This is a genomic window from Streptomyces sp. CB02261 (assembly GCF_001905665.1).
GTDB lineage: Bacteria > Actinomycetota > Actinomycetes > Streptomycetales > Streptomycetaceae > Streptomyces.
Genome location: NZ_LIVX01000006.1, coordinates 21295 through 47501 on the forward strand (window position 1 = coordinate 21295; position 26207 = coordinate 47501).

Annotated in this window: 27 protein-coding genes and 1 pseudogene; 13 read left to right on the forward strand and 15 right to left on the reverse strand. The window is 68.8% G+C overall.

The genetic code is table 11. The features are described 5' to 3' along the window. Positions 1-147: 147 nt before the first annotated feature. Entirely contained in the window at positions 148-774 is a 627-nt protein-coding gene (locus tag AMK29_RS20400) for a hypothetical protein (RefSeq protein WP_143202931.1), read from the reverse strand. 287 nt (positions 775-1061) lie between these two features. Between AMK29_RS20400 and AMK29_RS20405 the strand changes: the two genes are divergently transcribed. Both AMK29_RS20405 and AMK29_RS20410 read left to right on the forward strand, forming a co-directional pair. Beyond that, positions 1062-1454 carry a hypothetical protein gene (locus AMK29_RS20405; protein WP_073814917.1) on the forward strand — a complete coding sequence of 131 codons (393 nt, stop codon included), beginning with the start codon at positions 1062-1064 and terminating at the stop codon, positions 1452-1454. Between the two features lie 449 nt (positions 1455-1903). After that, entirely contained in the window at positions 1904-2851 is a 948-nt protein-coding gene (locus tag AMK29_RS20410) for an FG-GAP repeat domain-containing protein (protein ID WP_073814919.1), read from the forward strand. Positions 2852-2992: 141 nt separating this feature from the next. Here AMK29_RS20410 and AMK29_RS36500 read toward each other — a convergent pair whose 3' ends face one another. Together AMK29_RS36500 and AMK29_RS36505 are read right to left on the reverse strand one after the other, a co-directional pair. Beyond that, entirely contained in the window at positions 2993-3265 is a 273-nt protein-coding gene (locus AMK29_RS36500) for a hypothetical protein (protein ID WP_073814922.1), read from the reverse strand. Positions 3266-3302: 37 nt separating this feature from the next. Beyond that, a complete protein-coding gene (locus AMK29_RS36505; protein ID WP_073814924.1) occupies positions 3303-3986 on the reverse strand; it encodes a hypothetical protein in 684 nt (227 codons plus the stop codon). Between the two features lie 523 nt (positions 3987-4509). Here AMK29_RS36505 and AMK29_RS35220 point away from each other — a divergent pair. Beyond that, positions 4510-5384 (forward strand): IS5 family transposase gene (locus AMK29_RS35220; protein WP_107422653.1). Its coding sequence is split into 2 segments (ribosomal slippage): positions 4510-5098 and positions 5098-5384, totalling 876 coding nucleotides; the frame shifts between segments, so codons are not numbered across the junction. A 13-nt stretch (positions 5385-5397) separates the two neighbouring features. Here the strand turns inward: AMK29_RS35220 and AMK29_RS20435 are convergent. Next, complete coding sequence (locus AMK29_RS20435; protein WP_073814927.1) at positions 5398-5817, reverse strand: hypothetical protein; 420 nt, start codon at positions 5815-5817, stop codon at positions 5398-5400. Further along, positions 5799-6545, reverse strand: a complete 747-nt coding sequence (locus AMK29_RS20440) for a hypothetical protein (protein ID WP_073814931.1) — start codon at positions 6543-6545, stop codon at positions 5799-5801. Before AMK29_RS20440 ends, AMK29_RS20435 begins: the two co-directional genes overlap by 19 nt. A 336-nt stretch (positions 6546-6881) precedes the next feature. Here AMK29_RS20440 and AMK29_RS37970 point away from each other — a divergent pair. Then, positions 6882-7945, forward strand: a protein-coding gene (locus tag AMK29_RS37970; protein WP_443334075.1) for an IS630 family transposase whose coding sequence is annotated in 2 segments (ribosomal slippage) — positions 6882-7325 and positions 7328-7945 — 1062 coding nt in all. Because the reading frame shifts where the segments join, the coding sequence is not laid out codon by codon here. 73 nt (positions 7946-8018) lie between these two features. Beyond that, positions 8019-8381, forward strand: a complete 363-nt coding sequence (locus AMK29_RS20455; protein WP_073814940.1) for a hypothetical protein — start codon at positions 8019-8021, stop codon at positions 8379-8381. Between the two features lie 65 nt (positions 8382-8446). On the opposite strand, the gene AMK29_RS20460 is transcribed toward AMK29_RS20455, so the two are convergent. The 7 genes from AMK29_RS20460 to AMK29_RS20485 form a co-directional block, all read right to left on the reverse strand. Next, the gene (locus AMK29_RS20460; RefSeq protein ID WP_073814943.1) at positions 8447-8938 is read right to left on the reverse strand and encodes a hypothetical protein; all 492 of its coding nucleotides are present in this window, start codon (positions 8936-8938) and stop codon (positions 8447-8449) included. A 9-nt stretch (positions 8939-8947) separates the two neighbouring features. Beyond that, positions 8948-9277 carry a hypothetical protein gene (locus AMK29_RS20465; protein WP_073814946.1) on the reverse strand — a complete coding sequence of 110 codons (330 nt, stop codon included), beginning with the start codon at positions 9275-9277 and terminating at the stop codon, positions 8948-8950. Continuing rightward, the gene (locus AMK29_RS37680; protein ID WP_073814949.1) at positions 9232-9927 is read right to left on the reverse strand and encodes a hypothetical protein; all 696 of its coding nucleotides are present in this window, start codon (positions 9925-9927) and stop codon (positions 9232-9234) included. The genes AMK29_RS20465 and AMK29_RS37680 overlap by 46 nt, the downstream gene beginning before the upstream one ends. A 366-nt stretch (positions 9928-10293) precedes the next feature. Continuing rightward, entirely contained in the window at positions 10294-10848 is a 555-nt protein-coding gene (locus AMK29_RS20475) for a hypothetical protein (RefSeq protein WP_073814951.1), read from the reverse strand. A 244-nt stretch (positions 10849-11092) separates the two neighbouring features. Next, positions 11093-11275: a hypothetical protein gene (locus AMK29_RS37285; RefSeq protein ID WP_241845569.1), complete on the reverse strand. Its 183-nt coding sequence runs from the start codon at positions 11273-11275 to the stop codon at positions 11093-11095. Between the two features lie 78 nt (positions 11276-11353). After that, positions 11354-11698, reverse strand: a complete 345-nt coding sequence (locus tag AMK29_RS37290; RefSeq protein WP_241845570.1) for a GNAT family N-acetyltransferase — start codon at positions 11696-11698, stop codon at positions 11354-11356. After that, positions 11695-12885, reverse strand: coding sequence for a ThiF family adenylyltransferase (locus tag AMK29_RS20485; protein WP_241845572.1), 1191 nt, complete (start codon positions 12883-12885; stop codon positions 11695-11697). Before AMK29_RS20485 ends, AMK29_RS37290 begins: the two co-directional genes overlap by 4 nt. 574 nt (positions 12886-13459) lie before the next feature. On the opposite strand from AMK29_RS20485, the gene AMK29_RS36225 reads away from it, so the two are divergent. Both AMK29_RS36225 and AMK29_RS20495 read left to right on the forward strand, forming a co-directional pair. Next, the gene (locus AMK29_RS36225; RefSeq protein WP_143202933.1) at positions 13460-13714 is read left to right on the forward strand and encodes a hypothetical protein; all 255 of its coding nucleotides are present in this window, start codon (positions 13460-13462) and stop codon (positions 13712-13714) included. Positions 13715-13952: 238 nt separating this feature from the next. Beyond that, positions 13953-14803, forward strand: a protein-coding gene (locus AMK29_RS20495) for an IS5 family transposase (protein ID WP_443334079.1) whose coding sequence is annotated in 2 segments (ribosomal slippage) — positions 13953-14273 and positions 14276-14803 — 849 coding nt in all. Because the reading frame shifts where the segments join, the coding sequence is not laid out codon by codon here. A 32-nt stretch (positions 14804-14835) separates the two neighbouring features. Here the strand turns inward: AMK29_RS20495 and AMK29_RS20500 are convergent. Beyond that, positions 14836-15162 (reverse strand): hypothetical protein, encoded by a 327-nt coding sequence (locus AMK29_RS20500; RefSeq protein ID WP_073815773.1) that lies wholly within the window; start codon positions 15160-15162, stop codon positions 14836-14838. 194 nt (positions 15163-15356) lie between these two features. On the opposite strand from AMK29_RS20500, the gene AMK29_RS20505 reads away from it, so the two are divergent. The 3 genes from AMK29_RS20505 to AMK29_RS20520 all read left to right on the forward strand — a co-directional run bounded on the left by AMK29_RS20505 (position 15357) and on the right by AMK29_RS20520 (position 17576). Next, positions 15357-16174 (forward strand): IS5 family transposase gene (locus AMK29_RS20505; protein WP_443334076.1). Its coding sequence is split into 2 segments (ribosomal slippage): positions 15357-15686 and positions 15689-16174, totalling 816 coding nucleotides; the frame shifts between segments, so codons are not numbered across the junction. Positions 16175-16668: 494 nt separating this feature from the next. Beyond that, positions 16669-17109: a GNAT family N-acetyltransferase gene (locus AMK29_RS20515; protein ID WP_073814958.1), complete on the forward strand. Its 441-nt coding sequence runs from the start codon at positions 16669-16671 to the stop codon at positions 17107-17109. A gap of 164 nt (positions 17110-17273) precedes the next feature. Beyond that, positions 17274-17576, forward strand: a complete 303-nt coding sequence (locus AMK29_RS20520; protein ID WP_198942296.1) for an SSI family serine proteinase inhibitor — start codon at positions 17274-17276, stop codon at positions 17574-17576. A 223-nt stretch (positions 17577-17799) separates the two neighbouring features. Here AMK29_RS20520 and AMK29_RS20525 read toward each other — a convergent pair whose 3' ends face one another. Further along, positions 17800-18561, reverse strand: a complete 762-nt coding sequence (locus tag AMK29_RS20525; protein WP_073815775.1) for a metallophosphoesterase family protein — start codon at positions 18559-18561, stop codon at positions 17800-17802. Positions 18562-18959: 398 nt separating this feature from the next. Between AMK29_RS20525 and AMK29_RS20530 the strand changes: the two genes are divergently transcribed. The 3 genes and pseudogenes from AMK29_RS20530 to AMK29_RS20540 all read left to right on the forward strand — a co-directional run. After that, complete coding sequence (locus AMK29_RS20530) at positions 18960-19427, forward strand: NUDIX domain-containing protein (RefSeq protein ID WP_241845575.1); 468 nt, start codon at positions 18960-18962, stop codon at positions 19425-19427. 776 nt (positions 19428-20203) lie between these two features. Continuing rightward, positions 20204-23605, forward strand: a complete 3402-nt coding sequence (locus AMK29_RS20535; protein ID WP_079197014.1) for an RHS repeat-associated core domain-containing protein — start codon at positions 20204-20206, stop codon at positions 23603-23605. A gap of 580 nt (positions 23606-24185) precedes the next feature. Continuing rightward, positions 24186-24635 (forward strand): annotated as a pseudogene (locus AMK29_RS20540) (helix-turn-helix domain-containing protein); the annotation flags it as partial. Between the two features lie 72 nt (positions 24636-24707). Here the strand turns inward: AMK29_RS20540 and AMK29_RS20545 are convergent. Continuing rightward, the gene (locus AMK29_RS20545; protein WP_158071347.1) at positions 24708-26114 is read right to left on the reverse strand and encodes a DUF2079 domain-containing protein; all 1407 of its coding nucleotides are present in this window, start codon (positions 26112-26114) and stop codon (positions 24708-24710) included. Positions 26115-26207: the final 93 nt, after the last annotated feature.

Genomic DNA, 26207 nt, shown 5'->3' on the forward strand with positions numbered 1-26207 from the left:
ACGCCTGACGTCGCCCGGGCGCCGAGCGGCCAGCAGCACGGCCGGCGGCCTTCACGATCGGGTCGCCGAGCCGCGGCCCCAGCCGCGGCCTTCGCCGCCACCCAGGCCAGATCCGGCAGGCCGGTCTGACGCAAACGCTGACAGGGCTCACTGTCCCGAAAGCGAAAGATCGCAGTCGCCTGTGTAGCCGTTGGCGATGAGGTCGGCGGCGGCCTGGCGGCGCTGTCCGGCAACGGTGTGGGAGACGCGAAGCGCGTCCTGGACCGTCTCCAGGGAGACGGCGTACATGTCCGGCGCCTGGGGCTTCCGGCTGGCCGGGATCGTGTGGTGGGCGGCGAGGATGAGGCGGGCGACCTTGCGGACGGCACGCTCAACGGGAGTGAGGCGGGCAGTGTCCTCGGCCTCCAGGGCGGCGACCTCGGCCCGGGCGACCTCGGCTCGGGCATGGACGGTGGCGACCTGGCTCTCCGCGGCGGCGCTCTCAGCGGCGGCCTTGCGGGCGGCGGCCTCGGCGCGGTCGGCGTCGGCCTGGTCGGCGTCGGCTCGTGCTTTTAGGGCGAGGGCACGCTGCTGCTCGACGGCGGCCTCGGCAGCGACGCTCTCGACTTCCTCGGCACGGGCCTCGGCTTCGGCAAGGCAGATGTGGGCGTGTGCGAGATCGAGCAGTGCTCGGGCCGTGTCACAGTCGCCTCGGTTCAGGACGCTTAGGGCGCGCTGGATGAAATCGACATTTCGTGGCTGATGTGGCCGGAGTTGGAAAGCATGACCCCACAACGAGCCCGAAGGGGTATGGGACACCAAAGCGGGCCGGGCTGGGGTGCGATCCTCCTACGTGGGCGGAGGTCGGCGGCGGTGCAAGCCCAGTCCAGGGATGGGTCCGCCCTGAAAGCGGCCAGGGCACCGCCCTGTACTGCGCTTCACGCCAGACCTGCAGGGCAACCAACTCAACTGCCACCTGGGAGAAGAGGGAACGGTTCCCCTGGTGAACCTGTTCACCCACCCGGCTGATCCACCACCGGCCACCGGCATGTCACCAGCTCACGGCCGCTATCCCTACGGGCGTGATCAAGAACATGCTGCGCGGCCTGGCCGCGCTTTCCCTGTCCCTCACCCCCCTCATCGCACCGGCGCCCGCGCAGGCCGACGAAGTCCTCCAGCTCGCCGCCGCGCTCGACCAGGTCCGAGTCTCCGACGAGTCCCGCGCCGGCTACACCCGCGACAAGTTCAAGCAGTGGAACTCGGGTCTCGACCTCGGGGACGGTTGTAACACCCGCGCCGAATCCTCCTGGCCGAAGCCGTCGAAGCGCCGACCGTGCTGGATTCCCGAGTACCTGGACTTCGACGAGAACCGGGCGCTCGCGGTGAAGGCGATCTGGGCTCTCGGCGCCATTCCCGGAACGGAGGCCCGGGAAGCCCTCGAGGACTTACGCGACGACGAGAACGAGATCATCTGAGAGAACGCGGTGAACCAGCTCGCACACCGCGGCGAGCTCTGACCGCGGAGCTGGAGCAGCTCGTCCGGGACGCCCGGCATAGTTCCTCCGCCGGTCGTTCCGCAGCATCCGGAGCAAGAGGCGGGTACATCACCCCGCCCCCAACGGCCCCGCGCCGCCTCCGCCTCCGCTTCTTGGGAAGGAAGTACCGGGTCCCCCCTGACCAGTGAAAGCGGATGGGCTCGCCTCACACCCCCGTCCGGGTCTTCGGGGTCGGTCGGGCGGCCGGGGGTGGGCGGGCTTTCGCGACAGGGGATGAACTTCCGTGAATCCCGTGCAACCATCCGCTGCGGTTCTGTGTCTGACTGTGTGGCACCTCGAGTGATCTTGCTTCGTGGGCCGTACGTTTTGGATTTCCGGGTGCCGCGCTCATCGCGCCGTGCACCCACTTCGGGGGAGGAACGTTTCTCTTGCGTCACATCACCGCGCCGCGCCGTCGCATCGCCACGGCCGTCACCGCCGTCCTCGCCGCCACGCTCGGCGCGGCCACGCTGTCCGCGCCCGCCGCTACGGCCGCCACGGCTCCGGCCACCCCGGTGACCTGGCACGACTTCAACGGCAACGGCATGCCCGACATCATCATCGACGACTACCGCTGGGTGGATGCCACGCGGGTCGACACGAAGTACGACCCCGCCACGGGCAAGATCACAGCCGGGGACTGGGACACGATCGACATCGCCGTCGAGACCCTGCACGCGTCCCTGAACGTCGCCACCGGCAACCTCGGCGGCTCCGCCGTCGGCGACTTCGTGTCCCGGGACACGGCAGGCGTGCTCCAGCTCCGCAAGGGCCGTGGTGACGGCACCTTCACCGCGCCCATCCGTGTCGGTACCGGGTGGAACACGTATAAGGAACTCGTCGGCGGCAGCGACGTCACCGGGGACGGCAAGCCGGATCTGCTCGGCGTCTCCAAGGCCACCGGCGAGCTGTTCCTCCACACCGGCACCGGCAAGGACACCGCCCCCTTCCTCGCCGCCCGCAAGAACCTCGGCAAGGGCTGGGGCGTCTACCGCTCCGTCGCCGGTGTCGGCGACCTCGCGGGCGGGCCCGCCGGCGATGTCGTCGCCGTCGACGCGTACGGGACCGCCTGGCTCCACCTCGGCAAGGGCGACGGGACCTTCGCGCCCCGCACCAAGATCTCTACGGGCTGGGGGGACTACAGAGGCGTCTTCGGTGTCGGCGACATCAACCGCGACGGGCGCCCCGACCTGGTCGGCCGGAGTACCCTCAACGGCGACGACGTCACTCTGACGGCCCACCTGGGCACTGGCGACTGGCGGGCTCCGTTCAACACTGCCGCGCAGGAGTTCGGCCTCTGGGGCGACGCCGCCCCCTACCTCCCCCGCCCGTTCTGACCGCCCACCGCCCGTCCCGACCGCCGGCCGGTACCGCTGGCAATCGGCTTTCTGAAGCCTGCGGCGATGCGTGGGGTGGACCAGGCTGCGAGGCAATCTTTGCCCCTACGTGCCCTATCGGTCGGGGAGCAACGGGGGACACTAGGCGATCACCATCGTTAAGACATGGCCACGGCCCCTGATTTGCTGGTCAGGGGCCGTGCCGTCGGTGTAGTGATGCTCCGCCGCATGAAATTCCTCGACGCCGCCTTCACCACCGCGGCAGTCGGCCTCCCCCTTGCTACGCACGACCCCGTGGCCGCCACCCTCAAGGCGGCCGAGACCGGCGGCAGCGTCGGCCCCGAGGAAGTCGCGATCGTGCGTCAACTCACCGAGATGTTCAGGAACGCGGACGAGAAACTCGGCGGCGGCCACGGGCTGACCACGGTCACCGCCTACCTGACCGACACCGTCACTCCGACGCTCGCGGCCCCCGCCCTCGGCTCCGTCGGCTCCGTCGTCCTGGTCCTGGTCGTATCGGCTGAGGAAGCGGGCGCAGCCGCGTGTTGCGCGGGCGAGCAGGGCCGGGGAGGGGATGCCGCAGGCGGGAGCCGGCGACCTGCTCGGTCATACCCAGGACTTGGGCGACCTGAGCGAGAGGGAGTTGTTCGCTGCTGGTGACGATCCGGGTGGCGAGGGGACCGAAGAACGCGACGGTCGCCTCCAGCTCACCGGCCGCCTTCACCACGGCGAGCGGATCGTCGTCGACGAGCTCGTCCAGGCGCTCGCGCAACCGCCGCAGCAGGCCGACCAGGTTCTCGGGGAGCGGCACCGCTCTTGCGGCGACCTCATCCAGGTGGCTCTCCCAGTCCCGCTCGGGCCCGGAGGTGTCGTAGGCGTCGAGGTCGTCGCGGTCGACGTGCTGCCAGTCGATCGGGAAGATTCGCTCGCCGCGCCATCCGCATACGCACCTACCCCGCATCGTCGTCGCCAGCGGCCTGCGCACCGCCCCGTCGTACACCCACCAGTCGGTGAAGCTAGGGACATGGCCGCCGCTGCCCATGTCGACGTAGACCGGGCCCGGCTCGCTGCCATCGGCCAGCAGCACCCCGACCTCGCCCACGTGTGAGTCGAACCCATCGCCTTGCCAGGACATCCCGGTCCGCCTCCTCGTCCACACAGGACGCCCCGAACGGCCACCCTGCATCCACGGTGAAGCACCACGGCGTTGCCGCGCAGCGAGTTGGCATATCCCAAAGGCACATCAGTTGCGCGCGTCCTGCTGCGCGCCCCCGGCCCGCTTGGATGCCAGCACTCGGCAACGCCGTCGCAGGGACCTTTGATGGTGTCGGACCACACAACGCAGGTAGAACGTGGCGACTGAGCATTGAACGGCCCACCCCCAGCGGTCGAGAGCCAGGGTGTGGGCCTTCGGAGACGTATCCCTGGTGACAACCTTCGACGCAGGGCTCGAAGTTGGGCCCCTGAGCGAGGGGCCCCCGGCCCCGCCGCAGTACTACTGGGCCGGAGTGCCGAGCGGACATCCCTCTGGACGTCGTCCCGCCTCGTCACCGCTCTGAGATCTCGCCCTCTATGTTGTATCGAAGGTGGTCGCGGCAGTTGGGGCGTCCTAGGCCGTGTATCGAAAGTGGATCTTGAGCGATGGATGATCACGGTTCATGGGGCGGGGAGATCTCACGGACGAGCAGTGGGCGGTGCTGGAGCCGTTGTTGCCGAAGGGGACGAAGGTGGGGCGGCCGCCGGTCTGGCCTCGGCGGCGGTTGATCGATGGCATACGGTTCCGAGTCCGGACCGGTGTTCCGTGGCGGGACGTGCCCGTCGAGTACGGGCCGTGGGGCCGGGTCTACGACCTGTTCCGCCGGTGGCAGCGGGCCGGCCTCTGGCAGCGGATCCTCACCCGTCTTCAGTCCCTGGCCGATGCGGAAGGTGCTATCACGTGGGAGCTGAGCGTCGACTCCACGGTGTGCCGCGCTCATCAGCATGCGGCCGGGGCCCGGACGCGTGGTGACCTGCAGAAGGAACCGCCGGGCGGCGTGTTCACCGAGCCTCTTGATCACGGGCTGGGCCGCTCGCGCGGCGGGTTCACCACCAAGCTGCACCTGGCGGTCGAGCAGGGCCAGAAGCCCATGTCGATAGTGGTGACCGCAGGGCAGCGCGGGGACTCGCCGCAGTTCGAACCCGTGCTCGAAAAGATCCGCGTGCCCCGCATCGGGCCGGGCCGGCCACGCGTCCGCCCCGATCGCGTGCGGCTGACAAGACGTACGCCTCCCGCAAGAACCGCGCCTACCTGCGCCGCCGCGGGATCCGCTGCACCATCCCAGACAAGGCCGACCAAGCACGCAACCGCGAGAAGAGAGGCTCCCACGGTGGCCGGCCACCGCATTTCGACCCGGTCGACTACCGCGAGCGTCACGCGGTCGAGTGCGGAATCAACCGCCTCAAGCGCCACCGGGCGGTGGCCACCCGCTACGACAAGCTCGCGGTCCGCTTTGAAGCCACGGTCCTCGTCGCAGCCATCAACGAGTGGTTGTGATCAGTACACGTCGCTACAGCTCGTAGTCCTGGGCCAGCTCCTCCCAGCGAATGCTGCGAAGCGTAAGGTCAGCATCCTCACCCGCCGGTACCTCCGGTGCCGGCTGGAACCAGGCGACGACGAGGGTCGAGCCGTCCATTGCTGGGTCGAGCGCCGTGGAGCCGAAGACACCGATGCAAGCCACGGAAGGCAGCACCTCAACGGGACCGAAGGCGCCGGCGGTCTCGTCCGGGTACTCACGGGAGGGCGGAACGAGATGGACCGGCGTGGAGGGAAACGCGCGTTCGGCCTGCCCCTGGAGCCAACTGACCTTCAGGTCGTTGATGCGCTTGCACGGGTAGCCCTCCAGCATCCCGCCGTAGGTCGAAGACATCCGTAGCTCGGTGAGCCGGATCGAACGACCGGACGAGAGGACTATGTGACCCAGTGACATGCCGACACCCTATGCGCACGATTCACTTCCGATACACGGCCTAGCAGCGGTGGCAGCCCCGCGGCCACGCCTGCGTGCCAGATCGCCTCGACCATGATCCCGGCCGCCCCCATCCACTCCTCATCGCCGGAGAATCGAACGGCGGCGGCGCGGGCCATCGCCCGGGCGGCCTTCCTCGCCGCCACGGCGGTCGCAGTGTCAGGGCCGGTGAGCTCCGCAGCGGTTTCGTAGGTGAACGGGTCGCCCGGGAAGCGAACAACGTCGGAGCACCACTCGGGATCGTCGGCGAACACGTCGAGTGCGGCGCGTGCGAGAGCACGCCCGTCTGGCATCGTCCCGGCCTTCGACAGGGCGAGGAAGGCCGCGTGGTACACCTCCGCATTCGTGTCCCACGACAGCCGCTCGAAACCAGCACGGCCGAGGACGGCTTCGGCGGCATCGGAGCAGGCCCGGGACACTTCCTGCACCCGGTCGTTGTCGGTGTAGTAGTAGCGCTGCTCGAACTCCCCACCAGCCTCGAACCAGGTGGACGCCTCGGTGGCGACGGCCTCGACGGCCAGGAGGTGGTCGGCGGCCTCGGTGAGGCCGACCGCCCGGAGTTCGCGCGCGAGCCCGGCGCTGCTGTCCTCATAGGGCTCGCAGAGTTTGAGGCACAAGGTGTACGGCAAGCCGGTCACGGCCTGGATCTGGCGGGCGAGCCCCTGGGCGCGAGTTTGCTTCTTCGGCATCGGTCTCTCGGATTCCGGCGGGCGCCTGCCCACGCCCTGCCCGCCCCGGTTGCTCGATGCGTCGATGACTACGGGGAACGCGGGCCTGATGAGACCTTCACCCGTGGATCGCCTGCTGCGTGGGAGCCGACGGCGGGGGGCTGTACGCGCCTTGCCGTCCGGCAGCGTAGCAGCCCCGGCTCCGTGGGTCTGAGCGGAGCCGCCATCTGTCGCTCGGTCGAGGGGCGTCCTCCCAGAGGGGGGACGCCCCTGGACTTGGGACGCTACTGAACTTGATTGGGTGATGTCGGCGCCGTTCGCCTGACGGCGGCCGCTCAGCTCCAGTAGCTCTGGACCGTGAGATACGCGCAGGGCGGCGGGTTGACCGACGCTGGGAGGGCCGCGCGGGAGCGGATCCGGCTGCAGGCCGTTGAACGCTTCGAGTGCGGGGAGAAGAACCGGGAGATCGCTGCCGCGCTGCGAGTCAGCGAGCGAGCGGTGGAACGGTGGCGCCACCAGTGGCGCGAGCGCGGCGAGGCTGGAGTCCTGTCGAAGGGCTCACCCGGGCGGCCAAGGCTCAGCGAGAATCAGGTCGCCAAGCTGGAGCGGGAGTTGGAGCGCGGCCCCCTGGTCCACGGTTGGGCCGACCAGCGGTGGACCCTGGCCCGGGTGAAGACGCTGATCGGCCGGCTGTTCCACGTGAGCTACACAGTCGAGGGGACGTGGCGGCTGCTGAAGCGGCACGGTTGGTCGTGGCAGCAACCGGCCCGCCGCGCGATCGAGCGTGACGACGACGCGGTCGACCTGTGGAAGAAGGAGGTCTGGCCGTGGGTAAGAGCATCGCGGCGGCCTGCGACGGATGGATCGTCTTCGAGGACGAGGCCGGTCAGTCGCTGACGCCGCCGCGAGCCAGGTCCTGGGGCCGTCGGGGCTGCACCCCGGTGGTCCGCGTGCGCGGCCGGGGCTCGGGCCGGGTGTCGATGGCAGGTATGACCTGCTATAAGCCTGGCGAGCGGTCCCGGCTCTTCTACTCCATCCGCGAGTACACCGGACGCAAGAACCAGCCCAAGGGCTTCGGCTGGCGCGACTTCCGCGACCTGCTGATCCGTGCCCGCATCCAGCTCGGCGGCCCGATCGTCCTGGTCTGGGACAACGTCCGCCTCCACCTGACCAAGTCCTTACGGGCGTTCATCGAAGCAAACTCGGACTGGCTCACGGTTTTCCAACTGCCCACCTACGCACCCGACCTGAACCCGCAAGAAGGCATCTGGTCGCTGGTCAAACGCGACATCGGAAATCTCGCCGCAGCTGACCTCAGCCAGATCACCCGTGCCGTGAAGCGCAAGCTCAAGATGCTGCAGTACCGACCGGAGGTGATCGACGGCTGCCTCGCTGGTACCGGCCTGGCCCTTGGCGCGTGAACACGCTGGCCGACCGACGGCGATAGGGCGAGCATGCCGGAGTCCAAAGTTGCTGGTCAGATACGGTAACGGGATGGACGAGAGCCTGCCTGCCGACGTAGCCGACGTGCTTGCGGCAGTCCTGAACGCGGACGACCCGGTTCATGATGCGCTCCGAAGGCAGGTTCTGCACCTCAGCGTGCGAGCGCGCTGCACATGCGGGTGCGGCACCGCCTACTTTGAACTCGACACCAGCAAGGTGGAACCTGCGCCAACCAGCCCCAGCACGGTCGTGGCGGCCGAAGCGCAGCTCGTCACCGAAGCCGGCGAGTGCCCAGGTGAGGTCCTGGTCTTCACCCAGGGCGGCTACCTGTCGTGGCTGGAAGTCTGTTCATGGAGCGACGACATCGAAGTAACACTGGCCGCCGCACGTCACTGGCTGCAGACACGCTCTTGATCCCCAACGACCAGCGCCCCGCGGGCTCCGCGACACCGCCGACATCACGAGTTCAAGTTCAGTATCTACACCGTGGCATTGGACTGCCGGTTCTCCGGGCTCGTCGTTGTGGCGGTGGTGATCAGGGCTTCCAGAGCGGGGTCTACCCAAGGGCGGTCTGTGGTGATGTTCCGGCGGCGGCCGGCGGAGATGTCGGCGTACAGCTCGGTGTGGGCTCCGGCGGGGTCGCCGCGGTAGTCGGTGATCCGTACACCGGTCCAGGCCCAGTAGAGGGAGGCGCCGAGCGCGTACACCTCGGCGGCGGGGGTGAGGGGGACGTGGTCGTCGTCGCCGGTGGCGAGGAGCTGTGCGGCGATCTCGGGGGCGATGACGTGGATGAGGCCGCCCCGGTATGGCGTGGCCGGGGGCGTGAGGTCGGGGCGGCGGGCGCGGTCGTAGTCGATGAACGCGGGACCCCGGCTGATGATCACGTTCTCGGCCTGCATGTCGCCGTGGATCCATCCGGCCGCGTGCAGTTCGGTGAGGGCGGCGAACGCGGCACGGGCGGCGTCGCGCACGTGGGTGCGCTAGGTGTCGATGGCGTGGCCCTCGCGGGCGGGGGCGAACACCTGCCACAGCGATGGGCCGTCGAGGCGGGGCAGGGCGAGCCACCGGCCGAGGTTGCCGTGTCCGTGGCGGGTGCCGGGGTGGCGGCCCTGGTCGTGGAGGAGGGCGCAGGCGGCGGTCTCGTGTGCGAGGTCTCCGCGGGCGCCGGGGACGGCGGTCTTGATGATCTGGTCTGCGGCCTGCCAGACGTCGGAGCCCTTCCGGCCGATCAGGTGCTTGGGCGGGCCGGGCAGTCCGAGGGTGGTCATGGCTGTGTCGACGAGCGCGCGGGCGGGGGCGGTGGGTTCCACGGGGTGTCCTTCGGGGAGCGCGGGGAGGGGGCGGGGTCGGCGAGGCCGTCGAGGGTATCGAGGCCGGTGGCCCTGGCGAACGCGGTGAGCGCTGCGCGCAGGGCGGGGCCTGTCCAGGTGATGCCGTGGCGGGCGGCGGCCGCGCGGTAGAGCGCGAGTACCTCGCGGCCGGGGAGTGGGCGGCCGGCTTGGCGGAGGACGGCCGGGAGGGTGACCAGGTCGACCAGGCCGGTGATGTCCGGCCTGAGGGTCTCGAGGTCGACGAGGACCAGGCCGCGGCCGTGGCGGCGGCGGGCGTGTTCGGGCTTGAGGTCGAGGTGCCCGAGGGGGATGGCGCTGTCGCCGTGTGCGGCCCGGACGTGTGTGCGAGGACGTCGGGCCAGGCCTGGGCGTCGCGCAGCCAGGCCGGGGGCGGGGGCGGGGGCGGCGGTGAGACGGTCGAGCCGGTACGCGTCGAAGGCGGGGGCGAGTTCGGCGGGGAGGGAAGCGGGTGTCGCGTGGATGGCGGCGACGGCGCCGATGAGGCGGCGCGGAGCGGTGGGGCATGTCCAGCTGTTCGGGCGGGGGATGTGCTCGATCAGCAGGGAGCGTGAGGTGTCGTCGACGCTGAGGAGGCGGGGCAGGGCGGGGCTGTGTCCGGCGCCCCGCACGTCGCTCTGCGCGGAACCCGGAGGAGACAGGTCCGGCAGGCGCGTGGTCCTTCTCCTGCTCGTGGTCCCGGCGACAGAGGCGGGCTCGACCCGTGTGTGACCTGGGGGGGCGGCCGTCTGGACAGCGGCCGCGGCGACCGTAGGGACCGGAGCGGGCGTCTACTGTTTTCGCTGACAGCCGTCTGACGGAGCAGGCGAATAAGGCTGTCCGCCCTCTGCGGTGACGCCCCGGCGCTGCATTAGGTTCGAGTGAGCGCCAGATGGGCAATCCAGGAACCGTGTCTCGGCCTTCCCGCCGGGCAGCCTCTCCCGCCTCCCCGCATTCCTCATTCGTGCCGTTCAACGAGCGAGAGCAGACTGCCCGACCTACTCGCCGGCGAGGCAGTGCCTGACATTGAGTGTCTTCAAGTCCTCGTTTACCTGGTCTACGAGCTCTGCGCGCCGGGCTTCGGAGTCTGTGACGAACAGACTCTCGCCTGTGATGACCTCCTTTCGAAGCTCCACAGCCAACGCGTGATCCTCATCGCTGATGTCGTTCATGGCTTCGAAGAGCCGGTCGATTTCTTCGACCTGCGAGTTGGGTGTTTCGATCTTCCCCATCTCGCTGGTGAGCTTCCGCTCGGTGCTGGCCAGCTCGTCCCAGCTCGCCGCTGCCGCCTGGTAGTACGCGGACTGATAGCCACTGCCTGCGAGCCTGTCGAGGGAGGTGTTTGCTTCGCTGTTCTGGCGGACGAGATCACCATGCAGGGAGTCGCAAGCCGCACTGGCCTCCCTCGCCCACTCTTTAACGGTGAACTCGTCTCTGGTGATGATCGCGAAAATGAGTCCACCGATGCCAGCCAGTCCTGCGAGTGCCGCGATCCACCAACCGACATGCTTCCTGATCCGGCCGCTTGTATCTCTTTCTTGATCTTCGTCCATACGTCAGAGGTTCCCGGCTGATGAGGGGACGGGTGCGAGGCAAGGCGCAATCACTCGTCTGGCAGTACCGAGCCTCAAAGCGTCGGAGTTGCTCACGCGCAACGGGCGTTCAGAGGCACGTGCCCTCGTAATTTAGGGATGCCGTGCGATGTGCCACCTACATGACAGTTGGCCGCCTGGGGCAGATTCCACTATTCACGTCACCACCACGAGCGGGGCCCACGGCGCAGGCCGGGGAGGAGTTTCAGACTCGTTCGAGACGGGGTGCGCCGTCGAGGATGGCCAGTTCTCTGTCGGTGGCCTGGCGTTTCCAGTCGGGCGCGACGGTTGCGTAAGTGGTGACGTCGTGCCAGCAGCCCTGGGTGTGGAAGAGCTGGCGGAGGGTGGCTTCGGGGCGCAGGCCGGCGGCGTGCATGACTTTCGGCATGTGGTGGTGGTCGCTACGGTGGCCGGCCCAGATGCGGTGCAGGCCCAGGTGTCCGAAGGCGTAGGCCATCAGCAGGCGTCAGCTTTCGTGGCCGTGGCCGCGCGTGGGGGCGCCGGGCAGCAGGGCAAGGCTGGTGAGCATGGCGTTGCTGCCGTAGTCCTCGACGAGGAGTCCCATGGTGCCGACGAGGGTGTCGTCGTCGGGGGCGCAGACGGCGAGGGTGTATTTGCGGCGCGGGTGGGTGTGGGGCTGGGCGAGGCTCTGGGCGAAGGCGGCGTGGGCCTGGGTGGGGTCCATGCGGTCGATGCCCAGGTAGCGGGTCAGGACGCGGTGAGTGAGGATCCGCGCGAACGCGTCGTGGTCGCCCGCGTGCAGCTCCCGCAGCCACAGGTGGTCGCCTCGCAGGTCGGGTACGAGGTTCACCGGCCAGCTCCGTGCAGGGCGGCCTCAGATGCCGGGACCGGGACGAGGGCGCGGAGGGGGATGAGCGTTTCGAGGTCGATGGAGTGGCGGCCGGAGGGGATGGGTTCGCCGAGCAGGATGCGGCGGGCGGTGTCGGTGACGAGGGCCGCGCCGAGCATGACGCCGCTGGCGAGCTGCGGCCAGCTGGAGAGCGTATGGCCGACGCGGGTGAGTGCGTCGGTCATGGCCGGGCTCAGCCGCTGCTCGTCGACTACGTCGAGGAGGAAACGCAGAGCCGCTTCCCGGTCGAGGCCATGGATGTCGGCGGCGGTCGTATCGCCGGTTCGGCCGTGGAAGAGCGGGCGTCCTGGCTCGAGGTCGAAGCGTTCGATGTCCAGTACGCCGCGGTCGTTGGTGTCCATGAGGACAGGGATCCGCCGGCTGCGCGCGTGCTCGCGGGCGGCTACTTTCACCCAGGGGGTGTCGCACTCCTCGATGAGCAGGTCCAGGCCCCTGCCGTCCCGGCCGGCGCCGAAGAAGTCGTCGATGGTGTCCTCGGTGACTCCACCCCGGTGGATCTCGATGTCCAGGTAGGGGTCGAGCTCGTACATGCGCCGCGCGCACAGCACGCTCTTCTCCAGGCCGAGTTCGTGGACGCCGCCGCGGAGCCGGTTGAGGTTCGACAGGCCGAGCCGATCGAAGTCCGCCAGCCTGAAGGCCCCGCCGACGCCCTCCATGGCGCAGGTCAGCGCGGCGCTGCTGCCGACCGACAGCCCGATGACGCCGATCCGCCGGTTCAGGAGGCCCTGCTGCTGCTCGCGGGTGATCTTGTCGCGGTTGCGGTCGGTACGGACTAGGCGGAACTCGGACTCGGGCAGAACGTGGACCAGGCGCCCGGACCACGGGTACCAGGCCCACCTTCCGTACTCCTCGGGCCGCGTGCCCAGAGTGTCGACGACGGCGCGGGACCGGGAGCGGCCGCCGAAGGGATCCTGCGGAGCACGGCAGCGCAGGAGTTCCTCGATCTGGTCCTCGATCCGGTCGTGGAACTCACGCAGCAGGCCCGAGGCTCGCAGCCCGGCCAGGGCCGCTGCGTCGGACGACTGCGAAAGGTCCAGCAGGACCGGCCGAAACGATTCGTCCCGGAAGCGGGGCGAGGGCAGGACGAGGTGGTCCGGCTCCAGGCCGGAAGGCAGGGGGTGCGTCACGGGAGGGACGCTAACAATCCGGCGATCATGAAACGGGGGCCGTCACCCGCGGGGGCGCACTCGAATTGATCTTCTACTCGAATGCGCCCCCACGCGCCGAGTGCACCCCTGCACTCCCCCACCTTGCCGGCAGCCCCCGGTCGATCAAGTCCAGGAGCGTCCAGGGATGCCTTAGCAGTCGTCGGGGCCCAGACGGGCCGGGTGCGAGAACGGCCCAGGCGGCCCGCCCCGCCTGAGCGGCACCGACAGACCCCGACACCCTGAGCGGCCCGTATCCAGCACGCTCGGAGCACCGGGCACGGGGCGTACATCCCCGTCCTCCTGCCGCCGAGACGATGACGGAACGGTTCGCCACCAGAAGTTCCACACAGGAGTGCAGAATCGTTTTTGTTCCGCGTCGTTGAAGGAATCGAGCGCCCCTCGGAATGCACGTGCGGGGCGCCTCCACCCTGGGCGCCCCCAGCGTCCTGGGAAGCTCACGGCACCGAGGGCGCGGTGACAGGAACGCGACCGCGATGCCGTCCACCCGGCATCCCACCCCCTCCCCGGGCTGCCGGGTGCCCCACAGCCGGACGTGGAGCGCAGAGCCGCCGCCCCGCACTGGGCCGCCCCGCCCAAGCCCGCCACGAAGGCCACGACCACAGGCCAGGCCAAGACGAAGCCCGGTGCCCGTACCCGTACACCCGCACCGCGCCGTCCCGGCCACCCCACTCCCGGAGTGCGGGCCGGGGACATGGCCGCGCTGTGCCGCTCCGCGCACGGTTTGGACAGCCCGACCCTCACCGCGCTGTGCCGTCACGCCTACGGCCGCTGTGGCTGGCCGAGGTAGCTGTCACCGGATGCCTCGGCCTGCGCGTTCACTCCGCGTTGTTCGCGCACCTGTCGCCGACTGGTCGAGATAGGTGTCACCTGCCTCGGTTGGTCACGGTGGTCGTCACCGTCAGCGGAAGCGAACCCCCTGGTCCGGTCTTGGCGTGCATCGGTACAGCGGCTCACTAACTGATCGTTTCAGAATGAGTCGAGCTGCGGGTCTTGTGTTCGACGATCTTGGTCGGCAGGGTGTCCGGGTGCGTGCTGATCTTGTTCCTGACGACCTGTGGGAGCGGGTGGCCCCGCTCTTACCGCCCGCTCCCGAACGGCGCCGTCGGCATCCTGGACGGCTTCGCGTTCCGGACAGGGCGGCTCTCACCGGCATCATGTATGTCCTGCGGACCGGTGTCGCCTGGCGGGACGTCCCGGCCGAGACCGTGGGCTGTTCCGGTGTGACGGCCTGGCGTCGGCTGCGGGACTGGACCGAGGCCGGCGTCTTGCCTCGCCTGCACGCCGTCCTGTTGACCGAGCTGCGCCGTGCGGGCCTGCTGGACCTGGACGACTGCTCCGTGGACGGGTCGCACGTCCGGGCTCTCAAAGGGGGGATCACGTCGGCCCCTCGCCCGTCGACCGCGCCCGCCCCGGTTCCAAGCACCACCTGATCGTCGACCGCCACGGAACCCCACTCGCCGTCACCCTGACCAGCGGCAACCGGCACGACGTCACCCAGCTCCTGCCCCTGCTCCACGCCGTCCCGCCAATCCGAGGTCTGCGAGGACGTCCCCGCCGCAAGCCCCGGCGCCTGTACGCCGACCGGGGTTACGACTTCGACAAGTACCGCCGTCTGCTGTGGAAGCGCGGCATCAAGCCGATGATCGCCCGATGCGGCGTCGCGCACGGCTCCGGACTGGGCAAGGTGCGGTGGGTGGTCGAGCGCGCCTTCGCCTGGCTGCACCAGTTCAAGCGGCTCCGCATCAGCTACGAACGACGCGCGGATCTCCATCAGGGCCTGCTCGAACTGGCCTACAGCCTCATATGCCTGCGCCGCCTCCGAACTCATTCTGAAAGATCAGTAAGGGGTGACATGCCGGAGTCGGTGACAGGATAGCGAAGACGGTCTCCCGCCCTTACGAGCTGCCCTCAGGTGAGGTCGAAGGTGACGTTCCCAGAGCCGTCCCAGTCCGGCGCCTCCGTGAGCGTGAAGGTTCCATCCCCTGCCTCGACGACTCGCACCATGATCCCTGCGCGGTCCTCACCGGGAAGCGCAATGGAGAAGTGGGGATCCATCTCCATGAGGAAGTCCCAGCCCTCGCGCTGGATCGTGTCAAGGGTGTTGGCATGCCGACCGGTTGCCCGCCACTGGCCGACCGCGTCGACAGCGACGGTGATGTCGATGTCGTACATCTCAAGGCAAGTCGACTGGTTAGCCCACCATTCGAGGCGGCCCTGACCCACGAATCGCTCCATGAGCACACTATGCAACTGTGCAGGCCGACCAGGCGAGCGAGCACGGCTGCTGGCCGTCGTGGGCCAGGCCCCGAGATAGAACTCCCCCACATGCCTTCGCCGCCTCGCGACCTCATTCTGAAACGATCAGTAAGAGGTCCTAACAGAAGCTGTTGATCATGTGACTGTCGGCTGGGCTGCTCGTTGGTCCGTTCGTGGCGAAGAGGAACTCCCGGCCGTGGATCGTGTCGGACGAACTATGGTCGTTGGTCGAGCCATTGCTCCCGGTTCCGGCGCCGAAGCTGGTGGCGGGGCGGCCGCGGGTGCCGGACCGGCAGGCTCTGTGCGGGATCTTGTTCGTGCTGCACACCGGGATCCAGTGGGAGTACCTGCCCCAGGAGCTCGGCTTCGGCTCCGGCATGACGTGCTGGCGACGCCTGGCCGCATGGAACGAGGCCGGCGTGTGGGACCAGCTGCACCTGGTCATGCTCAAGAAGCTGCGTTCGGCCAAGCAGCTGGACTGGTCGCGGGCGGTGATCGACTCCAGCCACATCCGGGCCGCTCGACGGGGCCCAAAAGCGGACCCAGCCCGGTCGACCGAGCACGGCCGGGCAGCAAGCACCACGCCCTCGTCGACGGACAGGGCATCCCACTCGCCGTGTCGCTGACCGGCGGAAACCGCAACGACGTCACCCAGCTGATGCCCCTGCTCGCCAAGGTCCCGTCCGTCGCCGGCCTGGTCGGCCGGCCCAGGCGACGACCGGACACGCTGCTGGCCGACCGGGGCTACGACCACGACAAATACCGCCGCCTCGTCTGGGCGCAGGGCATCAAACCGATGATCGCCCGCCGCGGCATCCCGCACGGCTCCGGCCTCGGCGTCCACCGCTGGGTCGCCGAGCGGACCATCGCCTGGCTGCACGGCTTCCGCCGTCTCCGCGTCCGCTGGGAACGACGCGACGACATCCACGAAGCCTTCCTCGGCCTCGCCACCTGCCTCATCACCCACCGACACGTCCAACGCCTTTATTAGGACTTCTAAGCCAGCTGCCTTGCTCGCCTACAGACGGTGCATGAGCGGGGTGCGCAGGTGAGGGCGGATGCGTACGTCGCCGAGGAATGCGGTGAGTCGTTCGGCTTCGGCCCCAGCGGTTCGGGACGTCGTCCGACGAGCTCAGCGTGCAGCTGCTCCGACAGGCCGGTGGCGCGCCACTTGGGGCGCACCATCAGCTCTGACAGGTTGAAGGTCTCCTCTGCGGCGGGGGCGGGGGAGAGGTACTCGCGCCACCACTCCCGTTCATGGACAGGATGCGCTCGCATCGCCGTTTCACCGGATTCCGCCTGGGCCGTCTGCCAGCGGGGCCCTCGCGGGCATCGCCACCGCCCGGCGCGAAGACCGGATCGCGGTCACCCCGGGGCCACCAGCTCCTACAACGCCGGAGTCAAACGAGTTCCGGATCAACGAGGTTGAGCTCCGGAGCGCCCAACAGAGTTGACGTACGAGGTGTCCTCGGGTGTCCTGCTGCAATGTCTGATCTTCGCATCCAGCCGCCGGACGGCGACGCCACACTCAAGGACTGGCAGTACGTCCACAACGTGATCATTCCTACCCACTCCCTCTCTCTGGACGAGGTACGGGAACGCGCCCGACGCAACCACTTGGAGGTCGCCTATCTCGATGACGTTCTTGTGGGTTGCAGCACGGTGCGCCCGCCCACGGATGAAACGCCTGCGGCCACAGTTATCGCCCGCGTGCTCGCTGCTCACCGCAGGCGGGGGTTCGGGGAGGAGCTCTACGCCCGCGGGCTCGACCGGGCCCGGCAACTGGGGGCCGAGGTGATCGAAACCGTCGTCTTGTCCTCCAACGAGGACGGGCTGCGGTTCGCGCTCAAGCACGGCTTCGTCGAGACCGAGCGATACCTGCTGCCCGGAGACACCACCCCCTGGATCGACTTGCGCCTCTCCTGACCGGTACAGGCCTTGCCCCGGCCTGAGCTCACCCGGACGTCATCGGCTTCGAGCAGGAGGACCCGCGCCTCGCCGGGACGGTCGAGGTGGCCCTGCGGTGGCGTGGCTCCACACGGAGCGGCCGGTCCGAGTTCCCGCGTTCCACACGCGGCATGCTGGGCGGCGTGGCAGTGCGCGCCAGCGTCGCCGAGGCCGTACGGGACACCTCGGCGCATGGTTGGAGAGGCACCGAGAACAGGCCCGGAAAGGACCACCCCCACACTGCCGAGGCCTGCGCCGACCTCCACGCCGCCAACGGGAACTTCTACCGCCTGCCCGGCCAGGACACGGCGGTCTGCGCCAACGAGACCGGCCCCGTCACCGTGACCGCGGACGGCACCTACAAGGGGCGCCCGGTCCACTGGGAGCGAACGTTCGACAACGACTGCGAGCGCCAGCTCGCGACCGGCCTCGTCTACGAATTCTGAACCACCCGCCCGTTCACAGCGGAGAGAACCGGCGCCCAGCCCGCCGTAGCTCCCCTACCCTGAGCCGCGAGGCGGGCCCGAGCCGACTGGTCAAATCGCGCTCCCCTGGACCCCGGCCTCGGGGCACAGCGGTACAGCGGTACAGCAGTACAGCGATTGGTAGGCGTCGTTGATCGTGTAGTCGGTGTTCGGCTGCCCGCTGTCGTGGAATGGAGAGCGGGTGTCACGGGCTGTGGTCGCGTCCGTCCCGTGGTGCGAAGGCTGTGAGGGCGTCGGCGTCGGTCGCGCGAGCGCGCAGGAAGTAGTCGGCCCACTCGGTGATGTCGGGGTAGGACGAGTCCTGGCTGAGCTGGGTGGCTGCGGCCTCGATGTCGAAGTGCGTGGTGCGGAGTTCGATGCCCGGGCCCAGGAGGGCCCAGTGCGCTCCGGTTCGTCCGTAGGGCATGCCGATGCTGCCGGGGTTGACCACGAGTCGGCCGTGGGCGACGCGGACGAACGGCATATGGGTGTGACCGCAGACCACGGTGCGAATGTCGGCGTCGAGTCCGTCGAAGACTTCCTCCCAGCGGTCGAGGCGGGAGTCGACCAAGACGACCTCCTCGTCGCCGCGAGGGGTGGCATGGCAGAACAGCACCTTTCCCAGGCCATTAACGGACAGGGAGAGTGATAGCGGAAGTGAACTGAGAAGGTCGAGATGGTCCTCGCGGAGCTGTTCGGCTGCCCAGGGGGCGATCGGATCGGGGATCGTCTCGCGTTGTCCCCGGCGGTATTCGAGGAGTTCGCGGTCGGCGTTGCCGCTGATCCAGATGACGCGGTCGCCGAGGCTGGTCAGCAGGTCGAGGACCTGGGTCGGTTGCGGGCCGGCGCTGATGTCGCCGGTGAGCACGATGTGATCGGCGTTGCTGACGTCTGGTTCGGCAAGTACTGCCTCCAGGGCCGGCAGGACTCCGTGAATGTCGGACAGGACGGCTACTCGGTTCAGCATGGTCACCACTGTGGGGCGAAGGCAGCCGAGCGGTGTGATCTTTCGCCGGGCGCATAGTTCGAGTTCAGCGTGTGTGGTCGCCGGGTGCGTAGTTCTTCCAGGGGGCTCCGGCTTCGGTGCCGATGCGAGTGGTGCTCTTGTCGTGGTAGCCGAGTGCCTGGGCGATGACGGACGCCGGGGCTTGGAGGACAAGTTGGCGGATGGCCGAGGTGCGGCCCTTCTCGGCCGGAACGCCGAGTTTGCCGGAGGGCGTCGCGCAAAGTGCCGGGGTTCATCGGCTGGCTCGGGTGGCGGCCGGAGAAGAGCCAGGGTGAATCCTGGTTGATGGCAGGGGTGTTGTCGGGCAGGGCCTGGAGGTAGTCGAGCAGGAGGGCGGTCCGCCGGGCAGCGACCCGCCCGTGGCTCCTCCGGTGTGGGACGGGGGCAGCCGGGTGGTGCTGAACGGCGTCGGCGTCCATCTCCACCTCGAAGACGCCGAAGGCCGGGTGCTTCTCGGCCTGCGTCACCCCAAGTCGAAGTACGCGGGCGACACCTGGCACTACCTCGCCGGGCGGTGCGAGCAGGAGTCCGCCCTCGCATGCCTGGTCCGCAAGGCGTGGGAGGAAGCAGGGCTGGTCATCGACCCCGCGGACGTGGAGCTCGCCCACGTCGTCCACGTCGTCGACACTCCGGGCAGCCTGCCCCTGATGCAGCTCATGTTCCGGGCTCGCCGGTGGGAGGGCACCCCCGAAGTTCGCGAGCCCGACAAGTGTCTGACCTGGCAGTGGTGGCCGCGGCACGAGCTCCCGGACCGGATCGTCTCGTACACCCGCACGGCCATCACCGCGATCTCCGAAGGCCACCTCTATTCCCAGCTGGGCTGGTGAGCAGGGTGAGCACACCCGCCAGTAGCGAACCCGGCCGGCGGGCCCAGATCGAGCCCCCGCACGTTGATCGGCGTGCGGCCCGACCTGACCGTCGGGACCCTCCTGCTGCTCGTCCCGCTCATCGCCCTCCCCCGCTCGAAGAGACCTGTCCGGCCGCCGACCAGGGCGCCGACGAGCCGGAGGCGAGCAGCATCATGCCCATCTTCGCCGGGAATTCCGTCAAGGTCGCCCGCCAGTCCCTCGACACCCCCGCACCGACTGGCTCCTCGCGAGCACGCGTGTCTCCCCCACTTCTCCTGCCTGCGGGCATGAGAGTGCCGCGGGCGGGGCGACCCGCACCATCCGCCCGGGCGACCAGGACAGGGTTCGTGGGAACGGGCACGTGCCTGAGAGGGGGCGGGGCAGGCCGGCGACCGCCCGCCCGCCACACCTCGCCGCATGCGTTGAGCGCTTCCCAGAACGCGGAAAGGCCGTGGCGCACGGGTCGGTTTTTCGCCGTCTTCCGGCACGCCCGCGCTGAGGTCGAGTGCGGCAACTGTTGTCACTCGGCATGGATGCGGGGCGGTAAGCAGGTGCGAATCTTCGGCTTATTCTCGCCCGTGTGTGCGACTGAATGGCGGGCAGCCCCCGGCCGGCCGTGAAGCGGCTGTGGCAGCGTGTGCGGCTCCAGTGGCCGATGGGTCCACTGTGACGACTCTTCTCGTGGGGGGAAGTGCATGACTTCGCGTGTTTCCGGCACGCCTTCTCGGCGTGCCCGTCTGACGGCAAGACATTCCATGACCGCGGCGATAGCGGTCCTCGCGCTGGGCGCGTCGTCGCTGCCGGCGTTCGCCGCCTCACCCGCGGCCGGTCCGGGGCCCAGCTCGGTGTGGGGCAAGAAGGCTGAGCCGCTGGAAGTTCCGCCTGTGAAGGTGGGATCGACCAAACCGGTTGCCTCTCAAGCTGAGGCGGCTCCCTCGAAGGAGGAGGCCGCCTGGCGTGCGGCACAAAGGGAGCGCGCCCGCACCACGGCGAAAGCGCCGTCCAAGGAGCAGCGCGCCCCAGTGGCCCCTTCGGCGGAAACCGGGGCTCTCTCGTGGGTGCCCGAGGGGCAGGGATCGGTGCCCTGGCATCAGATCTCGGAGTTCCGTGTCACTGACTCCCTCGTCGCACGGATCAACCTGTCCAACGGCAACCTGATGCTGGCCGCGACCGACTTCGAGGTCGCCGGAGTGGGCCAGAAGCTGCGCCTGGCACGTACCTACAACTCACTGCAAGGGCCCTACGGCAAGATGTCGGACCGCTGGTGGCAGGAGTACGAGCGCTACCTGCATGTCTTCGCGAACTCGGTCGTGCTCTACGACGCAACGGGTGACTCCGTGAGCTTCACCCTCAACTCGGACGGGGCGTTCACGACCCCGAAGGGTTACTCCAAGGACCTGAAGAAGAACGCGGACGGCACGTACACGCTGACCGACCGCAAGTCAGGCCTGAAGGACGCCTACGACGCGAACGGGACGCTCACGAAGGTCACCGACCGCAACAAGGGCACGATCACGGTCGACCAGCACGACGAGACCGGCGAGCACAAGGGCTTCAAGCTCACAGAGACCCGCTCGGGCCGCTGGATCGACCTGCTCAAGACCTATCCGAACCAGTGGCAGGCCAAAGACAACACCGGCCGGACCGCAGTGTTCGATCTCGACGCCAGCGGCAACCTCTCGCGTACGACCGACACGGAGGGCAAGAGCACCTCGTACGCCTTCGACGCGGACGGACGGATCACTAAGATCATTACGCCCGAAGGGCGCGTCACCACGTTCACGTACGACGCCCAGAACCGGGTCACGTCGATGCTGCGGGCCACCCAGACCGGCGCCTCCGGACACACCGGACCCACCTACACCTACTCCTACACCGGCGTCTATCCCTCAGACGCGGGGACGACGACCGTTGCCGACCCCGAGCAGCACGCCACGAAGTACGAGCACGACGGCGAGGGCAAGGTCACCAAGGTGACCGACGCACTTGGCCGCTCCCGTTCCAAGAGCTTCGACGCGAACAACAACGTGCAGACCGCGACGGACGCGATGGGTGTCGGCGGCGTCGGTGGGAATGTCACCACCTACGGCTGGGACACACGCAACAACCTCACCTCGGCGAAGCTGCCCACCGGAGCCACGTCGGCCCTGAGCGGCTACCAGACCCTGTCGGGGGCAGACCTTCCCGGCAGCATGACCACAGCCGACGGAGAGAAGACGGACTACACCTACGACACGGCCGGCAACACCAAGTCGGTCGCCGTGACCGGCACCGGCGGCGGAACACAGTCCTTCGACTACAACCCCGCCACCGCCACCTGCGGCGGGTTCGAGGGCCAGCGCTGCAAGGTCACGACGAAGATGTCGTCGACCAAATCGGTCTCCACGTCCTTCACGTACGACGCCAAGGGCAATCTGACCAAGGTCACACCACCCGCTCCCCTCGGCGTCACCACCTACACGTACGACGAACTGGGCCGCCCCGCCACCGTCAAGGACGGCCGCGGTGTCACCACCCTTTACACCTACGACCATCGCGACCGGATCACCAAGGTCGACACCTCCGGCTACGCCACCGTCACCTATTCCTACGACGGAGACGGAAACCTCACCCAGCGCTCGGACGGCACCGGCGTCACCACTTACGCGTTCGACCCCTTGTCCCGCGAAACCGTGCGCACCTTGCAAAACGGCTCGCAGACACGCCTGACTTACACCCCCGCAGGCAATGTGGACACCTACGAGGACCCGGCCGGCCTCACCGACTACACCTGGAACGAGGTGAACAGCCTCAAGCAGTTCAAGGACCCGACCGGCAAGGTCACCACGTACACGTACGACAACAATGACGTCCGCACGAAGACGACGTATCCCGGCGGCACCGCCCAGGAGATCACCCTCGACAAGTCGAGCCGTCCGGAGAAGATCCGGGCGACGTCCCCCAAGGGCACGCTGGTCGAACTCGCCTACACCTACGGCTACGACCACGACGCCAACGCCACCACTCCCCTCAAGGACGGTGGCAAGATCCGTACCCGCACGGACGTGCTCGCGGGGATGAAGACGACCTACACCTACGACGGTGCGGGCCGGTTCTCCTACGCCAAGGAGGAGAAGGGCACCACCCTCAACTCATCCTGGCAGTACTGCTACGACCTGGCCGGCAACCTGACCTCTCAGGGCGTCGACCCCGGTTGCCCCCGCGGCACCACCTACACGATCAACGACGCCCAGCAGATCACCGCGAAGAACGGCGTCGCGACGAACTGGTCGTACGACAAGGTGGGCAACGAGACCGCCGGGGCCTCCACACCTGAGGGCACCCGCACCGGGGCGACGTGGTCCGACTACTCCCAGATGACTTCGGTCACCGTGGGTGGCAAGATCTACGCCGGTCAGTACGGATCGACGGACCAGAGCGAGCGGATCAAGCTCGGCGACACGTTCTTCCACAACGGGCCGCTCGGCCTGTCCGCAAAGAGCGTCGGCGGCGTGGACATGGGATTCAACCGGGAACCCGGGGGCACCCTGAACTCCATGACCACCGGGGGCAAGTCCTACTACTACCTCACCGACGCGCTCGGCTCGGTCGTGGCGCTCGCCGATGAGGCCGGGGCAAAGGTCAACACGTACTCCTACAGCCCCCGCGGTGTCCAGCGTGCCGGGACCTCGGAGCAGGTCCCGCAGCCGTACCAGTTCGCCGGCGGTTACCACGACGCCACCGGCCTCTACCACTTCGCCGCCCGCTACTACGATCCCAACATCGGCCGCTTCACCAGCACCGATCCCTCCGGCCAGGAGAAGAATCCCTATCTCTACGCCGAAGGCGACCCCGTCAACCGCATCGACCCCACCGGCCTGTTCAGTCTCGGTGACGGTCTGGGACTCGCCGGTACCGCCTTGGGCCTCGCCTCTGTCTTCATCCCCGGCGGTGCACTTGTCGCCGGTGGCCTCGCGGTTGCCTCCGCAGGACTGGAGATGGCCGGAGCAGCCGCCAACGGGGAAAGCGGGTCGAAGATCGCGATGTCCGGAGTCGTCGGCTTCGTCGGCGGCAAGGTCGGCGTCGCAAGCAAGTTGCTCGGCGCTGGCAAGACCCTCGACCGCTCCATCGGGTTGGGCTACTGGGGTATGGGCGCGGCAGCCGGCATCGTCGCCTAGTCATCTAGTCAGAAGTCGGTAGTCGGTAGTCGGTAGTCACGGGAGGATACAGAACATGCATCTCGCTCGATCAGGATTTGCAAGCCTGCCCACGGGGCTTGCCATTGCGGTACTGGTCATAGGTCTCGCGATCGGCCTTCTGATCATCATGCGAGGCAAACGGAAGTAGCCCGCGACAAGGCGGCCCGTTGAAGCCCTCGTGACAGGCTTCAACGGGCCCCAGGCACGCCTTGACGCGCATGGGGCCCTGCGAGCCGTTCTCATCCTGAACAGCCGCAGCTCAACAGTGAGCCTTTTCCAACCTGAAGCACCTGCCAGTCGGAGCGCCCCGCAACGGCTCCCCGGAGGCGCCGGTCAACTGGTGAAGACCTGGCCGGGAGCCCATGCTGGACTCGGGTAGCCGATCAACGACAGTGCGCTGACCAGTGCGGATGCCAGGTTGGAAAAGGCTCAGCGTGATACCTCTGGTGGGCACGCAGTGCGGCCACTGGACCGACAGGGGGCTGGACCGCGCTACGGGCCACGATGACATCACACTAAAGGGTGTTGCAGAAGGCTCAGTTTCGGTCATTTTCCCGGTATGGGTGGGGTGTTGCGGGCTGAGCCGGTGTGGGTCGAGACGTTCACGGGCTTGCGGATCGACCGGTTCGCGAAGCTGGTGAAGGTAGTGAAGGAGCGGGGCGGGAACGGTCCCGGTGGTGGCCGGCCGTGGTACCTGCCGCTGGCCGACCGGGTCCTGCTGGTGGCCGTCTACTACCGGACGAACCTCACCATGCGGCAGCTCGCCCCACTCTTCGGGATCTCCCCGGCCACCGTCTGCCGGGTCATCCACCACCTGCGTCCGTTGCTGGCCCTGGAGCCCGCCGCGCGGCCGGTCGCCGACGTGGACCGGCTGTGGATCGTGGACGGAACGTTGATCCCGGTCCGCGACCGGACCGTGGGAGCCTCCTCCCGCAATTGCCGGTTCTCGGCGAACGTGCAGGTCATCATCGACGCGGACAGCCGCCTGGTCGTCGCCTCGGCCCGGCCGACGCAGCCAACGCTTCTCCCGGCTGCCGTGGACGGCCCGCCCTCAGCGCCTATGGCCTCGCAGTTGACGAGATCACCAGGTAAGACACCGTCTGAGGAGGACGATCCCGGCCTCGTCGCGCACCACCCGCCACGTCGGGTCGCCAGCCGCCTTTTGTAGGGTGTCGGCCGCCGCGCCCGCCGGGAAGCCGTCCGTCCGATCAACCACCAGCCACTCCACCATCGGATCCTGGTCCAGCAGACCTGGTACCGCGAGCCACACCACATTCCGATCGGTCAGGTGCGGGGCGAGCGTGTTGCTCGCCGCCACCCGCACCCCGTTCGGTACCAGCTCCACCGCCGCCCGCGCCGCTGCCTCGCGCGGGCTTTCCCGCCAGAAGCCCGGCGTTGCGAGCTGGGCGGTGGGCTGGAGCGGCAGGAGTAGGAGCGCCGCCCCCACCGGGACGAGCAGCGAAGCCCGGAACCCGCGCAGCCCCGGCACCGGCAGACGTGCCCCGCGCCGTATCGCGTCCACCAGCGCCGCGAACGCCACCGGCACCAGCACCGCCGAGTAGTGCAGCCCCGGCTCCCAGTGCGACGGCACCGACGAGGTGAACCGCCAGGCCAGCGTGGGCAGCAGAAGCCACGCCAGCGGACTGCGCACCACCAGGCCGCCCGTGACGGCCAGCAGCGCGAGGACCGTCAGCACCTTCACGGACCAGCCGTCGAGGAACCCGTTCGCACCCCGGACCTGCTCCGCGTACAGATACCGCCCGTCCGGCGCGAAGCCCGGAATCACCACCTTGAGGACGAGCAGCGCCGCCAGCACCGACCCGCCGGCCAGCAGCCACCCCGCCCGCCGCTCCCGCCCGTCCCGCACCCGATGCGCGATGAGCAGCCCGAAGACCGCCGCCGTCGCCCCGAGGTCCTCCTTCACGAGCAGCAGCGCGGCCGCCCACCATGCCGCCGTCCGCAGCCGCCCGTCCAGATACGCCCGGCAGGCCAGCGCCAGCGGCGGCAGCGCGAACGCCACCTCGTGGAAATCAAAGCCGATCAGCGTCTGCGTGCCCCAGGCCAGCCCGCACGCCACCCCGACCAGCGGACCCGCAGACGGCTGCCCTGGCAGGTGCCGCTGAGCCGTGCGCCCGGTCACGTACACCGCCGCCGCGACCAGCGCCGCCTGCGCCACTAGCAGCACCTCCACGTGCGGCACCAGCCGGTAGACCGGCCCCAGCAGCGCCAGTGCGGGATGGAAGTGGTCCCCGAGCAGCGGCAGGGCCTCGCCCTCGAACCCAGCTGGGGCCGTCGCCGTCCGGATCTCCGACGCGGGCAGCCGCCCCTCCGCCCAGGAGCGCACCGCCTGCCCGAAGATCCCCAGGTCGTAGCCGGTCGTCCGGAAGCGGGCATGGTTGCGCAGCGCGAACACGGTGTGCAGGGCGAAGAGGACGGCGGCGACCAGTGCGGGGCCGGTCCGGGACCGGTCGTGTACGTGCGTCGGCATGGGCGGGATGATCATGAGCATGGGGGCAGCTTCGGCAATGCGGTCTGAAGGGCCCCTGAAGCTGCCTGAGGATTTCCTCAGGGCCGCTGTGAC

What these genes read in the sequence shown, in the direction of transcription:
- AMK29_RS36505 (WP_073814924.1), bottom strand. Translation starts at nt 3,986, where the DNA reads ATGTCCTGGCAAGGCGATGGGTTCGACTCACACGTGGGCGAGGTCGGG.
- AMK29_RS20435 (WP_073814927.1), bottom strand. Translation starts at nt 5,817, where the DNA reads ATGTCACTGGGTCACATAGTCCTCTCGTCCGGTCGTTCGATCCGGCTC.
- AMK29_RS20440 (WP_073814931.1), bottom strand. Translation starts at nt 6,545, where the DNA reads ATGCCGAAGAAGCAAACTCGCGCCCAGGGGCTCGCCCGCCAGATCCAG.
- AMK29_RS20455 (WP_073814940.1), top strand. Translation starts at nt 8,019, where the DNA reads ATGGACGAGAGCCTGCCTGCCGACGTAGCCGACGTGCTTGCGGCAGTC.
- AMK29_RS20475 (WP_073814951.1), bottom strand. Translation starts at nt 10,848, where the DNA reads ATGGACGAAGATCAAGAAAGAGATACAAGCGGCCGGATCAGGAAGCAT.
- AMK29_RS37285 (WP_241845569.1), bottom strand. Translation starts at nt 11,275, where the DNA reads ATGCCGAAAGTCATGCACGCCGCCGGCCTGCGCCCCGAAGCCACCCTC.
- AMK29_RS20500 (WP_073815773.1), bottom strand. Translation starts at nt 15,162, where the DNA reads ATGGAGCGATTCGTGGGTCAGGGCCGCCTCGAATGGTGGGCTAACCAG.
- AMK29_RS20515 (WP_073814958.1), top strand. Translation starts at nt 16,669, where the DNA reads ATGTCTGATCTTCGCATCCAGCCGCCGGACGGCGACGCCACACTCAAG.
- AMK29_RS20525 (WP_073815775.1), bottom strand. Translation starts at nt 18,561, where the DNA reads ATGCTGAACCGAGTAGCCGTCCTGTCCGACATTCACGGAGTCCTGCCG.
- AMK29_RS20535 (WP_079197014.1), top strand. Translation starts at nt 20,204, where the DNA reads ATGACCGCGGCGATAGCGGTCCTCGCGCTGGGCGCGTCGTCGCTGCCG.
- AMK29_RS20545 (WP_158071347.1), bottom strand. Translation starts at nt 26,114, where the DNA reads ATGCCGACGCACGTACACGACCGGTCCCGGACCGGCCCCGCACTGGTC.